Source organism: Microlunatus kandeliicorticis, assembly GCF_014137855.1.
GTDB classification, from domain to species: domain Bacteria; phylum Actinomycetota; class Actinomycetes; order Propionibacteriales; family Propionibacteriaceae; genus Microlunatus; species Microlunatus kandeliicorticis.
Window position 1 is genome coordinate 481,482 of sequence record NZ_JACGWT010000001.1, and the last position, 17,736, is coordinate 499,217.

The 17,736-nt window shown below is 67.1% G+C and carries 7 protein-coding genes; 6 read left to right on the top strand and 1 reads right to left on the bottom strand.

What is annotated here, in order from left to right; genetic code table 11:
* Positions 1 to 150 precede the first annotated feature (150 nt).
* From drmD to FHX74_RS02220, 6 genes are all read left to right on the top strand, one after another.
* The gene (gene drmD, locus FHX74_RS02195; RefSeq protein ID WP_220483380.1) at positions 151 to 3,249 is read left to right on the top strand and encodes a DISARM system SNF2-like helicase DrmD; all 3,099 of its coding nucleotides are present in this window, start codon (positions 151 to 153) and stop codon (positions 3,247 to 3,249) included.
* Positions 3,246 to 7,379, top strand: coding sequence for an Eco57I restriction-modification methylase domain-containing protein (locus FHX74_RS02200; protein WP_182558431.1), 4,134 nt, complete (start codon positions 3,246 to 3,248; stop codon positions 7,377 to 7,379). Before drmD ends, FHX74_RS02200 begins: the two co-directional genes overlap by 4 nt.
* Positions 7,376 to 10,975 (top strand): DISARM system helicase DrmA, encoded by a 3,600-nt coding sequence (drmA, locus tag FHX74_RS02205; protein ID WP_182558432.1) that lies wholly within the window; start codon positions 7,376 to 7,378, stop codon positions 10,973 to 10,975. Before FHX74_RS02200 ends, drmA begins: the two co-directional genes overlap by 4 nt.
* Positions 10,972 to 12,816 carry a DrmB family protein gene (gene drmB, locus FHX74_RS02210; protein WP_182558433.1) on the top strand — a complete coding sequence of 615 codons (1,845 nt, stop codon included), beginning with the start codon at positions 10,972 to 10,974 and terminating at the stop codon, positions 12,814 to 12,816. Before drmA ends, drmB begins: the two co-directional genes overlap by 4 nt.
* Positions 12,813 to 13,532 (top strand): DISARM system phospholipase D-like protein DrmC, encoded by a 720-nt coding sequence (drmC, locus tag FHX74_RS02215; RefSeq protein ID WP_182558434.1) that lies wholly within the window; start codon positions 12,813 to 12,815, stop codon positions 13,530 to 13,532. The genes drmB and drmC overlap by 4 nt, the downstream gene beginning before the upstream one ends.
* A 280-nt stretch (positions 13,533 to 13,812) precedes the next feature.
* Positions 13,813 to 15,876: a hypothetical protein gene (locus FHX74_RS02220; RefSeq protein ID WP_182558435.1), complete on the top strand. Its 2,064-nt coding sequence runs from the start codon at positions 13,813 to 13,815 to the stop codon at positions 15,874 to 15,876.
* Positions 15,877 to 16,619: 743 nt separating this feature from the next.
* Here the strand turns inward: FHX74_RS02220 and FHX74_RS02225 are convergent.
* Entirely contained in the window at positions 16,620 to 17,729 is a 1,110-nt protein-coding gene (locus tag FHX74_RS02225; protein ID WP_268925876.1) for an IS110 family RNA-guided transposase, read from the bottom strand.
* Positions 17,730 to 17,736 lie beyond the last annotated feature (7 nt).

Sequence of the window (17,736 nt, forward strand, 5' to 3'; positions counted from 1 at the left end):
GACCCCTGAAGCCAGGAAAGCATCTGCAGTAGCTAAGCCTCGGGCTACCCGGGCCCGGGATCCCCACACACACTTGCTGAATGGTTCAAGAAAACGAGTGTCGCGACGACGACTCACCTGATGCTCGGACCTGAAGCTATCGTGTGCCGGGTGACCTCCCCCACCACGCTCGAAGTCGGACAGCTCGTCCGGGCACGGGGTCAGCAGTGGATCGTCTCCGACATCGACGTCTCGACGCTGCCGGTGGATGAGCTGTCGGCCAGTGCGATCCCCGGTCGCACCCTCGCCCGACTGACCTCGGTCTCCGAGGACGACCTGGGTGAGGAATTGACCGTCGTTTGGGAGGTTGAGCCGGGCCGCGGGGTCGTTTCCGCCGCGGAACTCCCGGCGGTGCCCTCTCCTGAGCATTGGGACGACCCGCAGCAGCTCGGCGCGCTGATCGACGCTGTGCGTTGGGGCACTGTCGCTTCGGCCGACGTGAATACCCTGCAGGCACCGTTCCGTTCGGGCATCCAGATCAAGGACTACCAGCTCGAACCGGTGGCCAAGGCGTTGCGGATGCCGCGAGTGGCCCTGCTGATCGCCGACGACGTGGGTCTTGGCAAGACGATCGAGGCCGGTCTGGTGGTCCAGGAGATGCTGCTGCGCCACCGGGCCCGACGGGTCATCGTCGTCTGTCCGGCATCCCTGACGCTCAAGTGGCGCGAGGAGATGCGCGACAAGTTCGGCCTCGACTTCACCATCGTGGACACCGAGATGCTGCGGCAGCTGCGCCGCACTCACGGGCTGCAGGCCAATCCGTTCACCATCTATCCGCGGATGATCATCAGTCTGCCCTGGCTGCGGACCCCACGCGTCCAACGGCTGCTCGACGAGGTGCTCGACCCCGATCTGCACGGACCAGCATTCTTCGACCTCATGGTCGTCGATGAGGCCCACCATTGCGCCCCTCCGGCACCCGCCCGCGCCCGGCGGGGCTATGCCGTCGACAGCCTGCAGACGAAAGCTGTCCGCCGACTTAGCCACCACACTCAGCACCGCGTACTCCTGTCGGCCACTCCGCACAACGGCCACAGTGAATCCTGGCAAGCCTTACTCGAGATCGTCGACTCACGCCGCTTCCAGCGTGGTCTGGCGCCCACCCAAGAGTTGGTGGACGAGGTGTGCGTCCGACGACTCAAGGACGAGATCCGCACTGCTGACGGCCGGCCAGAGTTTGCCGAACGGCTGCCCGCCACTCCGCTCGAGGTCCACTACACCGACGACGAACGCCGCGGCCACGAACTTCTCCATCAGTACTCCACGCTGCGCACGGGTTCGCCACGCCGCAACGATCTGGTCACGTTGCTCCTCAAGAAGCGGCTCTTCTCCTCACCGGCCGCATTCGCCAGGACGCTCGCGCAGCACGCTCAAACCGTGCGCGGCCTCGGCGCCGCCCCCGATGACGACCCGTGGGACACCGGCTACGACTACGACGATGAGCCCGATGACTCCGTCGGTTCGGATCGCGAGGCTGCTGAGTTCGTCGCCACAGCGACTGCCCTGACCCCCGAAGCCGCTGCCGCGCTCGATGAGCTACTCCGATGGGCGGACCTGCATACCGGCCCGGCCGACAGGAAGGCCGAACGGCTGGTCGCCGAGCTGAAGACGATCTGCACGCCCAACGGACCCTGGAATGACGCGCGGGTCGTTGTTTTCACCGAGTACCGCGACACTCAGCTGTGGCTCGCCCAGTTGCTGAGCGCCCGGGGTCTGGGCGGTAACCGGCTCGGCCTGCTGCATGGCGGCATGGACTCCAAGGAACGCGAACTGCTCAAGCACGCCTTCCAGGCGCCACCGGATCGGCACCCGGTCCGCATCTTGCTCGCGACGGACGCCGCCAGCGAAGGCATCGACCTGCAGGCCCACTGCCACCAGATCATCAACTACGACATTCCCTTCAACCCCAACCGCCTCGAGCAACGCATCGGCCGCGTGGACCGCTTCGGTCAGACCCTGCCCGTCCATGTCGCCCACTTCGTCGGGGCCGACTGGCAGCAGGCGTCAGCCGGCTCGTATGAGGCGGACCTGGAGTTCCTCAGCCGAGTGGCGAGCAAGGTGGCCCAGGAGCGGGCGGACCTCGGGCGCGTAAACCCGGTCCTGGCTCAAGCGGTAGAGGCACGGATGCTGGGCCGGCCGATCTTCGACGATCCGCTCGCCGCGCGGCCTGGACCGAATCCGCTGCGGGCCGAGCGCGACCTCCGCGCGCAAGTGGCTCGGCTCCGGACACAGCTGGACACCAGCGTCGAGACGCTGCACGTCGCGTCGGCGAACATCCGCCGCCTCGTCGACACCGCCCTGAGCCTGGCTAGTCAGCCCCCACTCGTGGAGCGCGCCGATGGGCTACTGGAGCCGCCCGAGTTGAGTCGGGGCTGGGAGCGCACCCTCGATGGTCTCGCCGATCCCCTGTCACCGCATGTGCTTCGTCCGATCACCTTCGATGCTGAACGAGGCAACCGAGATGTTGTCCGTCTCCATCTCGGGTCGCAGCTAGTCGACCAAGCACAGCGGCTGGTCCGCAGCGCGGTGTGGGGTGAGGTGTCCGGTATGAGCCGAGTCAGCGGCGTGGTCGCCGACCTTCCGTCCGAGGTCCGACCGGGCGAGCGGCTTGCCACAGTGATCAACCGCCTGGTGCTGGTCGGCACCGATGGCTCCCGGCTACATGAGGAAGTGATCCTCGCCGCGCGCGCCGTGCCGGAGACCGGGCGTCCTCGCCGGATCGAGGTGGAGGAGCGCCGTTTCGACGAGCTGCGCCGAGTCGTCGAGGACGCCCTCGACCCTGATCGATGTCTGCCGGTCAGCCGTACCGACGCCCAGGCCTTCGCCGAACAGTGGCCCACCTTGTCCGACCAGCTCGTCGGCGATGTCGCCGCCCGCGCCGCGGTCCGCAAGGCGGCGCTCCAGCGCGACCTCGAGCGCCGCAAGGAGGACGACCTGCGCCGCGTCGACGCCATGACCGAGCAGCTTCGCCGACTTCTCACCGACGCGCTGAGCGAGTCACCGGCGGAGTACCAGCCGACCTTAGATGAACTCGACGAACCTCAGCGCGACCAGCTGGCCCGAGACCGTGCCGCCTGGGTTGCGCGCCTGGACGGCCTCGACGCCGAGAACGAGCGCGAGCGTGCAGCCGTCACCCACCGCTACGAATCCGTGCGCGAGCTGACCTTCCCGGTGGCGGTGCTCCTCGTCACCCGGCCGGAGGGATCATGAGCACCGACGCCGCCGCCCGCCGACACGGGTGGCTGGAACTGCTGCAGATCTCCGGTCCGTTCGTGACGATCCCGGTCGCCGACAGTGTCTGGCCGACCGGACTGCCTGCGGTCTCGACGGCGACCCGGGCCCAGGTCCGGGCTGCTGTCTCTGGCCTGCTGGACGGCGACGGGCGGACCCAGAGCGAGGTCATCCGCACCGTCTTGTCCGAGATCCTCGGATGGAACGAGGCATTGTTGACCGGTCCGGCGATTCCGGCCGCCTTGATTGAGGTGGTTGGCGAGCACGGCACCACGGTCGCGCCCGATTTTGCCTTCCACGTCTCGCCCGAAGCAGACGCCGAGGACGACGAGCTGCTCGAGCCCGAGGCGTCGGACCACCTCGACGAGGACGTGGCTGATGAAGGGGACGAAAGCGAGGAAGGCGACGAGCCTGGGCCTGCCGCTGATCAGGCCGGTACCGTCGTTGACAGTCCATGGCGGCTGCTGGGTCTCATCTCGCCGTGGGGCTCACACCCGCTGGCCCGGACACTGAACGCCGGTTGGGCTGCGAGCCCAGCCGAGCGGTTGGCCGCCCTCCTCCGCGCCCGGAATGTCCCAATCGGGCTGGTCACCGACGGCCGATGGTGGGCCGTGGTGTCGGCGCCCCGGGGGAAGCCGATGGGCGTCGCGGTCTGGGACGCCAGCCTGTGGAGCGAAGAGCCGGAAACACTGGCAGCCTTCGTCGCTCTGCTTGAGCGTCGACGATTCGTCGGCGTGGCCGCCGCCGACCGTCTACCGGCCATCTTGTCCCGCAGTGCCGAGGCGCAGGAAGACGTCACCACCGCCCTCGGTGGGCAGGTCCGCACCGCCGTGGAGATGCTGGTGCGCCGGTTCGACGCGCTGGACCGCAACAGTGGCGGTCAGCTCCTTCGCGACGTCAACAACGACGACCTGTACGCCGGGATCGTCACCGTGATGATGCGGATCGTCTTTCTGCTCTTCGCCGAGGAACGACGGCTTCTACCCAGCGACGACGACGCCTACGACCGCGGCTACTCCGTCGGTCGGCTGGTCGAGCAGCTGCGGCAGCGCGCCAGTCTGAACGGCGAGCAGACCCTTGAACACCGGACCGGCGCCTGGCATCGGCTGCTCGCTTTGACCCGGGCACTCCACTCCGGGGTGCACCACCAAGATCTGCGGCTCCCGGCCTATGGCGGTGCGCTCTTCGACCCCGACCGTTACCCCTGGCTCGAAGTCCAGGGATCGACCACGCCCCCGGTGGACGACCTCACCGTGCTGCGGATGCTCGAAGCGGTCCAGTTCGTCCGGATCGGAGGCGAGTCCCGCCGGCTCAGCTTCCGTACCCTCGATGTGGAGCAGATCGGCTATGTCTACGAGGGCTTGCTTGAGCTCGAGGTGCGAACCGCGACTGAGCCCGTTCTTTTCCTGCGCCGGCGGCCGGGTGTCGTCGACTTCGTCTTTGAGTCCGAAGCCTTGCAGGTTCTCGTGGACCTCCCGGAATGGACCGCTAGCACCTACCTGGGGAAGAAGAAGGCAACGGCGGCAACCCGGAAACAGGCCGGACGGCTCCTAGCCCCTGACGGCAAGGACGCGTCGCCCGTGGTTCCGAGTTCGCCGCTGGAGCGGCGGCTCGGTGAGGAGCTCGCCGCGTTGGGCCCACTCTTCCGGCGGGACGAGAGCGATCGGCCAGTGATCACCCCGCCTGGTGGCCGCTATCTGGCCGCGTCATCGCGTCGGACGGCGACTGGCGCCTACTACACCCCCCGGTCGCTGGCCGAAGAGATCGTCAAGCACACGCTCGAACCCTTGGTCTACCGGCCCGGCCCGCTGCAGACGCTGGACCGCGACCAATGGGTCTTGCGTCCGTCGGCGGAGCTCGAGCGGCTCCGGGTGGCCGACATCGCCATGGGCAGCGGCGCATTCCTGGTGGCAGCCTGCCGATTCCTGGCTGACCGGTGGGTGGAGGCCCGCGACACGGAAGGCGACCTGGCCGCTACCCGTTCGCTGGCCGACCGCACCGAGGGTGCCGCGGACACCGAGGTCGATGAGATCATCCTCGCCGCGCGGCGGGAGATCGCCGAGCACTGCCTCTACGGTGTCGACATCAACCCGCTCGCCGTGGAGATGGCCAAGCTGTCGCTGTGGCTCGTCACCATGGACAGGGAACGACCTTTCGGATTCCTCGACGACCGGCTCGTGTGCGGTGACTCCCTGCTCGGCATCGCATCGATGGACCAGCTTGAGACGCTGCACCTCGATCCGGTCGCTGGCCGCGCGCTGACCCACGGAACGCTCGACTTCGGCCACTCCTGGCGCACTCAGCTTGCCGGGATCGCCGACATTCGTCGCCGCATCGTCGCCACGCCGGTAGTCACCGTCCGCGACGTGGAGTTGAAGGCAATTCGCCTCCACGAGGCCATCGCCGCGTCCGCGACCCTGTCCCGGGTCGCCGACGCGCTTACAGGAGCCGGCATGCTGGCGGCCGGTCAGAGCGTGGCCAAGCGACGGGCCACGTTCCTCACCCTGCAGACTCACCTGTCCAGTGACCAGGCGGTGGCCGACGACCCGTACCTCGACACCTTGACCGCTCACGTTCAGGAAGGTCGGCCGGCAGGCAAGGAGCGAAGGCGCCCCTTCCACTGGCCAGTCGCCTTCCCCGAAGTCTTCGCCGACACCAGCGCGCCGGGCTTCGACGCGATCATCGGGAACCCCCCGTTCCAGGGCGGCAAGAAGATCTCCGGCGCTCTGGGTTCCGACTACTTGGCGTGGCTGATGGCTTGGGACGGCCGTGGCGCGCGCGGCAATACTGATCTGGCGGCGCGCTTCGTCCTTCGAGCAGCGCGGCTACTGAAGGCGTCCGGGCAGCTGGGCTACGTCACCACGAACACGCTAGTTGAGGGAGACACCCTCGCTGTCGGGTTGCTTCAGCTGGAAGGCGATGGGTGGCATGTCCGCCGCGCCGTCAGCGCCCACGCCTGGCCCAGCCGGAGCGCCAGCTTGTCCGTGGTGGAGGTCTGGTTGGCTCGCGGAAAGCAGGCTGCCAGCGCAGTCCTGGACAGCGAGGCAGTGCCCCACCTCGGCGTCGACCTTCAGCCGTACCTGACCGAGACAGGCCGCCCGGAGCGGCTGTCCGAAAACGAGGACATTGCCTTCATTGGCTCTTACGTTCTCGGGCTTGGCTTCACGATGACCGACGATGAGGCGGCAAACATGATCGCCGCCGACCCCAAGAGCGCTGACGTGATCTTTCCTTACATTATCGGCGCCGACTTGAACCGCCGGCCCGACTGCTCCGCGAGCCGATCAATCATCAATTTTCACGACTGGTCTCTCGAACGCGCCGCGCGGTACGAATTACCGATTGAACGGGTCCGCCAGTTCGTGAAGCCAGAACGCGAAGCCAAAAAGGCTCGGGACTACCGCCATTATTGGTGGCGTTATGGCCGTCGAGGAGCGGATCTGTACGAGGAAATTCGCGATCTAGACCACGTGCTTGCACTTTCACGAGTTGGCAACACGCTGCTGCCGGTGCGAGTGCCATACAGTCGCCTAGTCTTCTCGGAGCAGTGTGTCGTATTCGCAATGAACAAACTCGCGAGCCTTAGCATGCTCTCGTCTTCGGCCCATCAAGTCTGGGCCATCCGCTACACCTCGACCCTGGGTACAGGAATCCGGTACGCCCCGTCCGATGTCTTCCTGACCTGGCCGCGTCCGGCGCCAACCGTTGAGCTCGAACAGCTCGGCCAAACGCTGGACGCCGAACGGCGCAAGGTCATGCTCGGCCGCTCGCTCGGTCTGACCAAACTTCACAACCAGATCAACGACCCGGCGGTCACCGATCCGGCCATCGTTCGCCTACGTGAGATCCATGCTGAGATCGACCAGGCCATGCTCGATGCTTACGGGTGGACCGAGCTCGATCTGGAGATCGGGCACCACCCGACCAAGATCGGCACCCGCTGGACGGTCTCACCACGGGCCCGCTTCGAACTGCTCGACCGGCTGCTCATCGAGAACCACCGCCGCGCCCGGGAGCAGGACTCCACCGCAGGCAGCCAACGCAAGGTGTCAGAGCCCCGGTCTACCGTCTTCGCGTCAGTCGAGGTCGAGGAGGCGAGGAGACGATGACGGTGACCCAGAGCGCGACCGGGTATAACGTGCGGGCCGAGCTCGAGAATCTGTTGGTCCGCGATCTGCTCGGCCCGTGGGACGGCGACACCGAAGAGTTGCCGCCCGGGTCGACTCCCGGGGAGCGCTATCTGCTGGGCCGGCTCGTTCCCCGTCGCCCGGAGGCCGGTGAGCCGGCGCCCGAGACGGCTGCCGAGGACGATGATGTCGAGGACCGGCCCGAGCTGGTAGAAGAGCCGACACTCGACCTCGATGGTGACGATGCCGACCCACCCTCACCCGCGGCCGTCCGTACCCGGGCCATGGCCGCTTCTTCGCTCGGCTTGGTCTGTTCGGTGCCTGTCGATGTTGACGTTGTCGTCGTCACCGCTTCCTGGGGTCGGTATGAACGTGGCCCGTCCGACCACCACACCACCGAGACCGGCAGCCCCCGGACGGTGTGGAAGCGGGTGCCGACCGCTGGCAGTGTCGAGGTCCCGACCGACACGGATAGCGCCGGTGAACTGGTCCCCGTCCCCGAGCATGATGGCGTGCGGCTGCGCTGGCGGGTCCGGCACCGGGACGGTCGGCGGACCGTCGAGTTGTTTCTGGTGAACGGCCAGCCGATCCCCGCCGACACCCCCGACCGCGGCCGGCTCTTCCAGGCCAAGCTCGGGGTAGTCGCCCTCGACGGCGGGGCCCCGATCTTCCTCGGCCACAACGACCCGGCATTGCCGGACGCAGCGCAGGGCTTGGAGGCCGAGCAGCGACTCCTCGCCCTGCAGCACCGACGCCAGCGCGAGTACGCGATCGGTCGCCTCTGCGCGGTCGACGCTGACGTCCGCCCTGGTGAGGCGCGGGCCTGGCGCCTGACGACCACCTCCTTCCCCGCCGCTGACGTGCGCATGGTGATCCCCGGCGACCCAGACGACACTCCCGGCCTGGTTCTCGATATGGCCCGTCTGGGTAGTCACGATCTCCAACCCGACGACCTCGTGCGCGCATTGCGGCCGCTCGTCGACGGCTACCGGGTCTGGCTGACTGGCCAAGCGACGGTTATCGATACCGACCCCGAGGTGAACCGCTTCGCCGACGTCGCCCGCCCGGCCCTCGAGCGCGCGCACGCGGTCGCCGACCGGCTCGACCGGTCGATCGACCTGCTCGCCGGCAATCCACGGGCCCGAGAGGCGTTCCGTTTCGCGAACCAGGCGATGGCCCGGCAGCGGGTCCGAAGCGAGATCGTCCGGCGACGCATCGGTGACCCGACCGCAAGCCTCAAGTCGCTGCAGGCCGAGTTGGACGTCGCGAAGAACCGCAGCTGGCGACCCTTCCAGCTGGCCTTCCTCCTGCTCTGCCTACCCGGACTGACCGACCCTGCGCACGAGGACGCACGACGCGGACCGATGCTCGACGGCGAGGTGGAACTGCTCTTCTTCCCCACCGGCGGCGGCAAGACCGAGGCCTACCTCGGCCTCACCGCGTACACCATCGCCATCCGACGCCTGCAGGGCACGCTCGGCACCTCGTCGGGTGCGCTCGACGGCACCGACGGGGTCGCGGTGCTGATGCGCTACACCCTCCGGCTGCTGACGGCCCAGCAGTTCCAGCGCGCCACCGCACTGATCTGCGCCTGCGAACTGCTCCGCCGCGAGCGGGTCGCGGCCGGAGACGGGCGATGGGGTGACACTCCGATCCGCATCGGACTGTGGGTGGGATCAAAGGTCACGCCGAACACCTTCGACGACGCGGTCAGCCAGCTCGAGGATGCCGTTGGCCGTTCCTCGGAGGGCCAGGTCGGCGGGGTCCAGCAGTTCGCGAACTGCCCCTGGTGTGGAGCCCGGCTCGACCTCGGCCGGGACGGGCACGCGGACCGGCAGCGCCGCCGCACGGTGCTGTTCTGCGGCGACCCCGACGGGCGCTGCGCCTTCAGCCGGGCGCGATCCACCGAGGGCATTCCGGCCGTGGTCGTCGACGAGGAGATCTACCGGCTGACCCCCGCGCTACTGATCGGCACCGTCGACAAGTTCGCCGCGCTTCCGTGGAACGACGCCACCTCGCAACTTTTCGGCCTGGTCACCACCGCCTGCGAACGTCACGGCTACCGAGCAGCCGACCCACCTATCTGGTGCCGGGACGGCGGCCACCCCAAAACCCGCGACCTGCCGGCCACCAGCCCGGTCCCTGTGCAGCGACTGCGCCCACCAGACCTGATCATCCAGGACGAGCTGCACCTGATCAGCGATGCGCTGGGCTCGATGGTGGGGCTGTACGAGACCGCGATCGATGAACTCTGCACCCGCCAGCAGGACGGGCAACCAGTGCGGCCCGTGTTCGTCGCCTCAACGGCCACCGTCCGGCGGGCCGAAGCGCAGGTCAAGCAGGTCTTCGCCCGGAGCCTGACCGTCTTCCCGCCGCCGTTGCTGGATGCCGGAGACACCTTCTTCTCTCGCCGGGTCGACCCGTCACCCGCCACTCCCTCGCGCCGGTACCGCGGCATCCTCGCCTCCGGCGAACGGCTGACGGCGATCGAGATCCGGGTGATGACCGCGGTACTGGAGTACGGGCAATACCTTTTCGACACCTATGGCGAGGCGGCTGACCCCTACCTGACCGCGGTCGACTACTTCACCAGCACCCGCGAGCTGGCCGGCATGCGGCGGCTGGTCGAGGACGACATCAGCGACCGACTCGGCCGGCAGGCGGCGCTCACTCGGCGCCGGCGGCCCTCGGTGAGCGAGCTGACCAGCCGGATGGACTCGCGCAAGATCACCCAATCCTTGGCCGACCTCGAGCGGGGGTTCACAACCGAGCACGACAGCACCGCCGCACTCGATCGACTCCGAGCGATGCCGAAGGACGAGCGCGACAGGTACACACCGCCGTTGCGACCCATCGACGTGCTGCTGGCCACCTCGATGCTGCAAGTGGGGGTCGACGTCCAACGCCTCGGACTCATGATCGTCACCGGACAGCCGAAGAACATGGCCGAGTACATCCAGGCGAGCTCACGGGTCGGCCGGTCGATCGCCGGCCCGGGCCTTGTCCTCACGATCTTCCAGTGGAACCGGCCCCGCGACCTGGCGCACTACGAACACTTCGGCTACGAGCACACCACCTTCGGTCGCAACGTCGAGGGCCTGACCACGACACCCTTCAGCAAGCGAGCACTCGACCGTGGACTCACTGCCGTTCTCGTGGCGCTCGTCCGGCAACGGTCCGACGTGTTCCGACCCAACCTCGGCGCGCAAGTTGCCACCCTTGGCGAGCAGGCCAACCACCAATTGCTGGAACTGCTGAAAGCGCGCGCTGAGCTGGTGTCGGAGGACGCTGGCACGGGGCAGGACGTCCGCGATGCCAGTCTCGGACGCCTGGACAGATGGCTGCACAAGCGTGCGACCTTGCCCGTCGGGCAACTCGGCTACGAGCCAGGAGGGCAGGCTAGCGCTGGGCTGCTGCGTCCGCCGGACGAACAGCCGTGGGGCACCTGGAGCGCTCCGCGAAGCCTGCGCGACGTTGAGCCCGAGATCCTGCTTCAACTCCGATCGGCCGACTCGACCTGGGATTCGGCGCCGCCGTGGGATTTCACACCTCGACCGGGCCAAGGGGCCGGGGCGTGACCGGCTCGCAGCGCCAGCCGACGCGCATCGGCAACGCGCGCCCGAGCCAGCTGATGACAGCGGCCGGTATCGGAGCGGTAGCCGACCTCCCCGGCATGAGCGTCCTGGTCCGCGGCCTCGAGGCGTGGGGTGCCGGCGGGCCCGTCATCGCCGAGCCCCGGCTGCTGGCCGAGGTACGCGCCGCACTGCCCGGAAAGAACGTAACGTCGCTCCGGGCTGCGCCATTCGACCCGGCCACCGCCGACGATCCATACACCTCCGTGGGCATACCGGTAACCACCTTTCCGCGATGGCTGCGCTGCCCCGCCTGCAACCAGCTGCTGCCGATCGATGGTGTGAACCAACTGCAGCTGATCCACCGGTGGGGCCGCCGTCCGGACCTGGCCAAATGGATACATCAGTACTGCGCGAAGCAGGGCAACCGGCCGGCGGCCAGGCGGCGCGCCTGCATCCCCGCTCGCTTTGTCGTCGCCTGCGCCCGAGGGCATCTCGACGAATTCCCTTACGTCGACTTCGTCCACCAGGCCGACCTCAGCGCCTGCCCCGGACCCCAACTCGAGATCCGCGATGCCGGCAGCGTGCTCGGGCCGCGGGTGTCGGTCACCTGCACGGCCTGTAAGGCCCGACGCAACATCTCCGAGGCCGCAGGTACGCGCAACGCTGGCAACCTGCCCCGGTGCCGTGGACGACATCCACACCTCCAGACCTTCGAGACCTGCCCGGAGCAGCTGAAACTCATGGTCCTCGGAGCCTCCAACCTCTGGTTCGGCGAAACGATCAGTGCCCTCCACCTCCCGACGGCCGACCCGGCGCACACCGAGATCGACGAAAACTGGGACATCCTGAGCCTGGCGCCGGAAGCCGCCCTCCTGCACCGGATGGTCGCCGGCATGTCGAACGTTGGGGTCCTCCGGGAACTCGGGGCTGACGAACTCTGGGCGATGGTCGAGGAGGAGCGACATCGCCGGGCCGACGACTCCGGTTCGGACGAGGAGAACGGGGAAAGCCTTCTCGACGCCGAGTGGCAGCTCCTCTGCCACCCCACCACCATCGAGCAGGACGACGACTTCCGCGCGGTACCGACCCCACCACCCGCAGCACACGACAGACTGCTGAAGCAGGTGGTGCAGGTCGAACGGTTGCGCGAGGTGCAAGCCGCCATTGGCTTTACCCGTGTGGAGGCGCCATCCTCAGGCGGACCAGGTGTGCAGCGTCGAGCCCCGCTGTCGCGAAGCCATATTGGCTGGGTGCCCGCGGTCGAACGGCGCGGGGAGGGCATTTTCCTGGAGCTGCAGGAGCCGGCCGTGGCCGCCTGGGCTGAGTCCCAGCAAGATCATCCCGACGTGGTCGCACTGCGCGGCGCCTACCGGCGATGGCTGATCAACCGCGACCGACAGCCCGACCCCGACTTCCCCATCCAGCGCTACCTGCTCCTGCACACCCTCAGCCACCTCCTTCTACGCCAGGTCGCCCTAGAGTGCGGGTACTCCGCCGCCAGCATCCGCGAACGCCTCTACGTCGGCACCCCGAACGTGCCGACCGCGGGGATCCTGCTGTCGACGGCAGCGAGCGACAGCGAAGGCACCCTGGGTGGCCTGGTCGCGCTCGCCAACCGGCGATTCCTCGGACCTCTACTCGACCACGCATTGAGAGGCGCGGAACTATGCTCATCTGACCCGCTGTGCGCCGAGCACCTGCCCGCTGAGCCCAGCGACGCACTGCACGGTGCTGCCTGCCACGCCTGTCTGTACGCGTCCGAGACCAGCTGTGAGAGCGGCAACCGCTGGCTACACCGAGGAGTGCTCGCCAACCTCGGGACCGGCCTGGCGATCCAGCCGTGAGCGACGTCGAGGCTCTTGCCCGGCAGGTCGCGCGATCCATGCCCGCGGCTGCCGTCAGTGCGCTCGTCACCGCGTTACGGACGTCCGCGCCCGCTGTGGCGCAGCTGCAGCATGGCGCCTACAACGCGGCAACCCAGGACCTCCTGAAGAGGGCCGGCGAGGCAGCCAAGAATGGAGACGGTCCGTACCTGGCCGGGCTGATCCGGGCCTTCCGCGACTCCTACGCGACGCGCCCGGAAGTCACGCCAGTCTGGACCGGGCCGACCTCGTCCGTGCCCGGTGAGCGTCTCACGCTCGCGGTCGTTGCCGGTCTCATCGACGAGGCCGAGTCGGAGATCGTCCTGGTCAGCTACGCAACTCTCCCGAGCGTCGAGGTACGTGATGCGCTGAGACGTGCGGTGGCACGCCAGGTGAACATCACCACGCTGCTCGAGCGGAGTGTGGACAACCCGTCCTATTCCGGCTCGTCGAACCCGCTCGGCAACCTGCCGCACGCGGCGCTGGCCTGGCCCGCCACCGAACGCCCGCTGGGCGCTTCGATGCACGCCAAGATCCTGGTCGTCGACCGGAAAAGCGCTCTTGTAGGCAGCGCCAACCTGACCGGGTATGGCGTCGAACGCAACCTCGAGTGCAGCCTCCTCGTCCGGGGCGGACACTTGCCTGCAGCCTTGGCCAAGCACGTCCTCAACGCCGACGGACTCGTCATGATCTGCTAAAGCATCCGCCGAACACGGAAGCTTCAGTGTCAGACCCTCAGGTGATCCTGGTCTCGTGAGATCTCTTCCGGACGACTTGCTCCCGGGACCGGTGTTCGCGGTGGCTCGGGGCCATCTGGCAAGCGCACAAGCAAGTCGCGCGCTAGTCAACGCCCTCTGGAACTCGATGCGGGCCAGTGACCCCTTCTCTGCGTGGGTCGAGTCGCCCGAACCTCTCGTCCGTGAGCTGTGGTGTCGCTTCGAGCCGGATGACGCCCTGAAACGGGGGGCCGACCGCGCCATGGCCACTTTCGTGCGGGAGATCAAGAACGCACTAGACGCCTGCGTCGTGGCCACCGCGAACCACGTCTGCCATCCAGTTCGCTTGGTGGAGGCCAGCCACCACAAGATGCCGATCTTGTCGAGCGCCGAAGAATTTGACGCCCTTATTAACCAGGACGAGCTTACAGGATTACGCCCGGATCAGGTCCGCACCGTCCGGCTCTTCCAGCCTTTCGCCGAATACATGCAGGCGGATGCTAATTCTGTTCGGACTGTCGCCCGAGACATGGCGCACCTCGCAGCCGGGCTGGAAGCGGTGATGGCCTGGGAGGCATCTAAGGAAGTACGCACACTGTTTACTGCATGGGCCTCTCGGGCAGATCCAGAGCCCGTGCTTCCGGAAGGCGTTTCTATCGAAAGCACTGCAGTCGATCCGGCGGGCGCGCTCGATCAGCCAAAGCGTTTAGCGAGGTTTATGCTTCGCGCAGGCTCTTATGGGGCGTCGTTCTCTGGGAACCCGAATGTGTCATTCGACGTGATCTTGAATGCCCTCCCGCAGCCGTGTAACCCTGATGACAACTTCGCCAATCGCTCGCATAGGCTGATTGTTATCACAAGGCACCTCATTGAAGGACTGGAACGGTCGGTCAGTGATCGCCATTACGGAGATCTGCTCCGGGCGCTGGCACGTCGCTTTCCCCAAGAACGGGAGGCCGTATGGCTACCCGTCAAGTTTAACGGTCGGGAGGAGGAAGCCGAGGTCAGATCGGCCATCGCCGAGTCCGACAGGGGCATGGCCGTCTACCTCAACGACGACGGCACGCTTGTGTACATGCGGATCGTCGACAACGGCATCGTCGTGGGCCGCGAGATCGCACCAGCGCGAGACCTCCTGAATTTCAGCCAAGATGGGGTGGCCGTCGAGGAAGCTACGCGGGCCGCCGCCGGCAGGTGGGGCCTCGCTGATCTGGTGCTTCGGCCAGTCATCGTCCCGAAGGGCAGCGGAATCCGCGAACTCGGTGATGGAACGATCTTCGCCGGTCGCCGTGGCGTCAGCCTTCAAGTCAAAGCCCGAGGCGTCACCGGCGACAGTCCGGACAAGGCAGCAAGATGGATGTTGAAGAACGCTGCCCGCGGGCTCCGGCAGGCGCACGGAACTATCCGCACCACCCTACAGAACCCCACTGTCGACCTGACCAACCTGCGCGGGCGCACTGTGAGGATTCATGGCAGCACCGTCAGTTGGATCCCTGTCGTCGTGATCGACCACCCGAACCCTCCACCGACCGGTGTCGTTCCAGCGCCGGACCTCAAAGGCCCCAGCGTTGTGTTGACCCGCCGTGACTGGGAGTTTCTCTGGGACCAACTGCGCTCCGCAACAGCTATCGTCGACTACCTTCATCGGGTCGCCGAGGAAGTAGAACCTCTCGAGCTCGGCGCCGAGACCGATCGGTATCTCGACCTTGCAGAGAAGGATGCGCTGGCCCCGCCAGCGTCCTTGCCGACCTGGATCTCTGGGACCGACGCCGAGCCCACAACGACGCCCCTACTTCCCCGCGATCCGGTGGCGTCGGTCGACCGGCTCGGGCATGCCATCTTCCAGCAGATACTTGAGGACGTTGCCAGCACTGACTTCGCTGGAGAAGAAGCCGACCGCATCCGGCTTCTATCCCACATCGACCGAGTAGCGGTCGGAGCGCGAGCCGAGCTAGGCAGACTTCTTTTGCAGCGGCTGATTCGTTGTGCCGAGGCGGTGCCGGAGGGACACCGGATGGAGCACCGGATTCTCTATCTCGACCATGGAGCCCTACAGGTGACCTTCACGACCATGTCACAGCTAACCGGCTACCACCAAGACTTCTACCGCTCGTGGCTACTATTACGTCGCCAGACCTTTCTGGAGCAGTCCGGCGCCCAGGGTCCGATCTACCCGTGGACGGTCGGGGTGCTTCTCACACCCCGTCCCGACGGCCCACGGGCGTGGGACACGACGACCATATCCACGAACGGGCCGCCCGCCTACGACGATGCGGACTATGAACGTCTCACTGAGGTCTTCTTGCCGAGCGATTCAAGCACGTAGGTCGCCCGCGTGATCATCCTCCAAATCCGGGGCCAGTCATTGTCGTCGTTTAACCTCCAGGGCGGCGTTGGTGCGCGTCATCTGGCGCCAACTACGAATGTCTACTCAGGAGTGACTCGAGTGCGAATCCCCGTTGCCGTAGACGAAGACGTGTATCCACGGGTAGGAGCAGGTGATTCCAACTTGGCTTGGTTCGCAAACCTTGAACTGATAGTCAGTCTCGAATTCTCCGTGGCTCTGGCCCGCCCACGTCTGCCAGTAGCTCTCGTGATGGGCCACACTGATGTCAGGACCGTTGCCCTGCCCAACGGTCCAGTGATTGTTCTCAGAGGTGATGACGCAACCCGCGTTCGCTGTCCAGGCCACGTCGACATACACCTTGAGCCTGTTGATGCTGCCGACCTCCATTCCAGGGTGGGTGTAGTAGCTACCCGACGTGCAGCCGCCCCCTGGAAGGGTGCTCGCACTGGGCCCTGCGCAGATCCCAACGCGGCTGCACCTGCGAGGGTCACGGCTGCAGCCGCGGTCGTCAGGCGCGTGATCGCTTGCCTCGCCATACTCATCTTGCGTCTCCCGCTTGGCTCGGAGGTAGATCGTTCTACTCGCATCTAGACCTGATCGCGGTATCACTGAGGCGTCTGTCGAGAACTCGGTCATCTCCGGCCGGCATCAGGAGTACGCCAGGTTCCGCCCGCGTCAGGCGCCGTCGGGAAGGAGAGATGGGACGGCAGTGCGCGTCGGACTCAGGTCAAGATCCGAGAAGCGTTCACAGACCCGTGAATGAACCGTGACGGGCAGGCTGAAGCGGCGCCGGTGGTGACCGACGCCGAAGTGGGGCCAGGGTTCAGGCGGCCGGGGCGAGGGTGACGGTGTGTCCGAGCTTCTCCAGTTGCGCGACGAGCCTGCGGGCGTGGGCCTCGGCGTTTCGCTTTTCGCGCCAGTCCGGGCCGAGGTCGCGGTAGGGCTCGTCTCGGATCAGCATCCAGTAGGCGGTGACCAGGATGGAGTGCGCGACCGCGACCTGGGCCCGGCCCATCCCGCGGCGGCGGGTCAGGCGGGCGTGCTTCGCGGCCAGGTAGTTCTTCGACTTCATCCGGCCGACCGATCCGGCCGCCTCGACCAGCATCGCGGTCAGCCACTTGTTGCCATGCCGCTTCCCCGCCGGGGTGACCCCGGCCGGCGGACTCGTTCATCGCCGGCACCAGGCCGGCCCAGGCGGCCAGATGGGCTGCGGTCGGGAACCGGGTCATGTCAGCGCCGGTCTCGGCGATGATCACCTGCGCCACCTTCGGCCCGACCCCGGGGATCGTCATCAGCAGGTCGATCTGGTGCTGCCAGGGCCGGCAGGCCTCCACGATCACGGCGTCCAGCTCGGCCAGGGCGTCCTCGACCAGTTGCAGCCGACGCAGCAGCGCTTTGGCCAGCTGGGCATCGTGGGCATCGAAGGTGCCGGTCAACGCCTGGGCCAGCTCGGGGATCTTGCGGCGCATCGGCCCGCGGGCCAACTCGGCCAGCTGCAGCGGGTCGGTCTGCCCGTCGATCATCGCAGTCAGCATCGCCCGCGCCGACACCGTGTTCAGACTCGAGGCGACCGAGGACAGTTTGATGCTGGCGTCTTCCAACATCAGCTCCAGCCGGGTGGTGTCGCGGGTCCGATCACCCATCAGCTGCACGCGGTAGCGGGTCAGCAGCCGCAGCCGGCGGATCTCCGGCGGCGGCACGAACGACGGCGACAACAACCCGTGCTCCAACAGCTGCGCGATCCACTCCGCGTCGCGGACATCGCTCTTACGGCCCGGGACAGCCTTCATGTGGGCTGCGTTCAGCAGCCACACCGTCATCACCTCCTCCAGGCAGTAG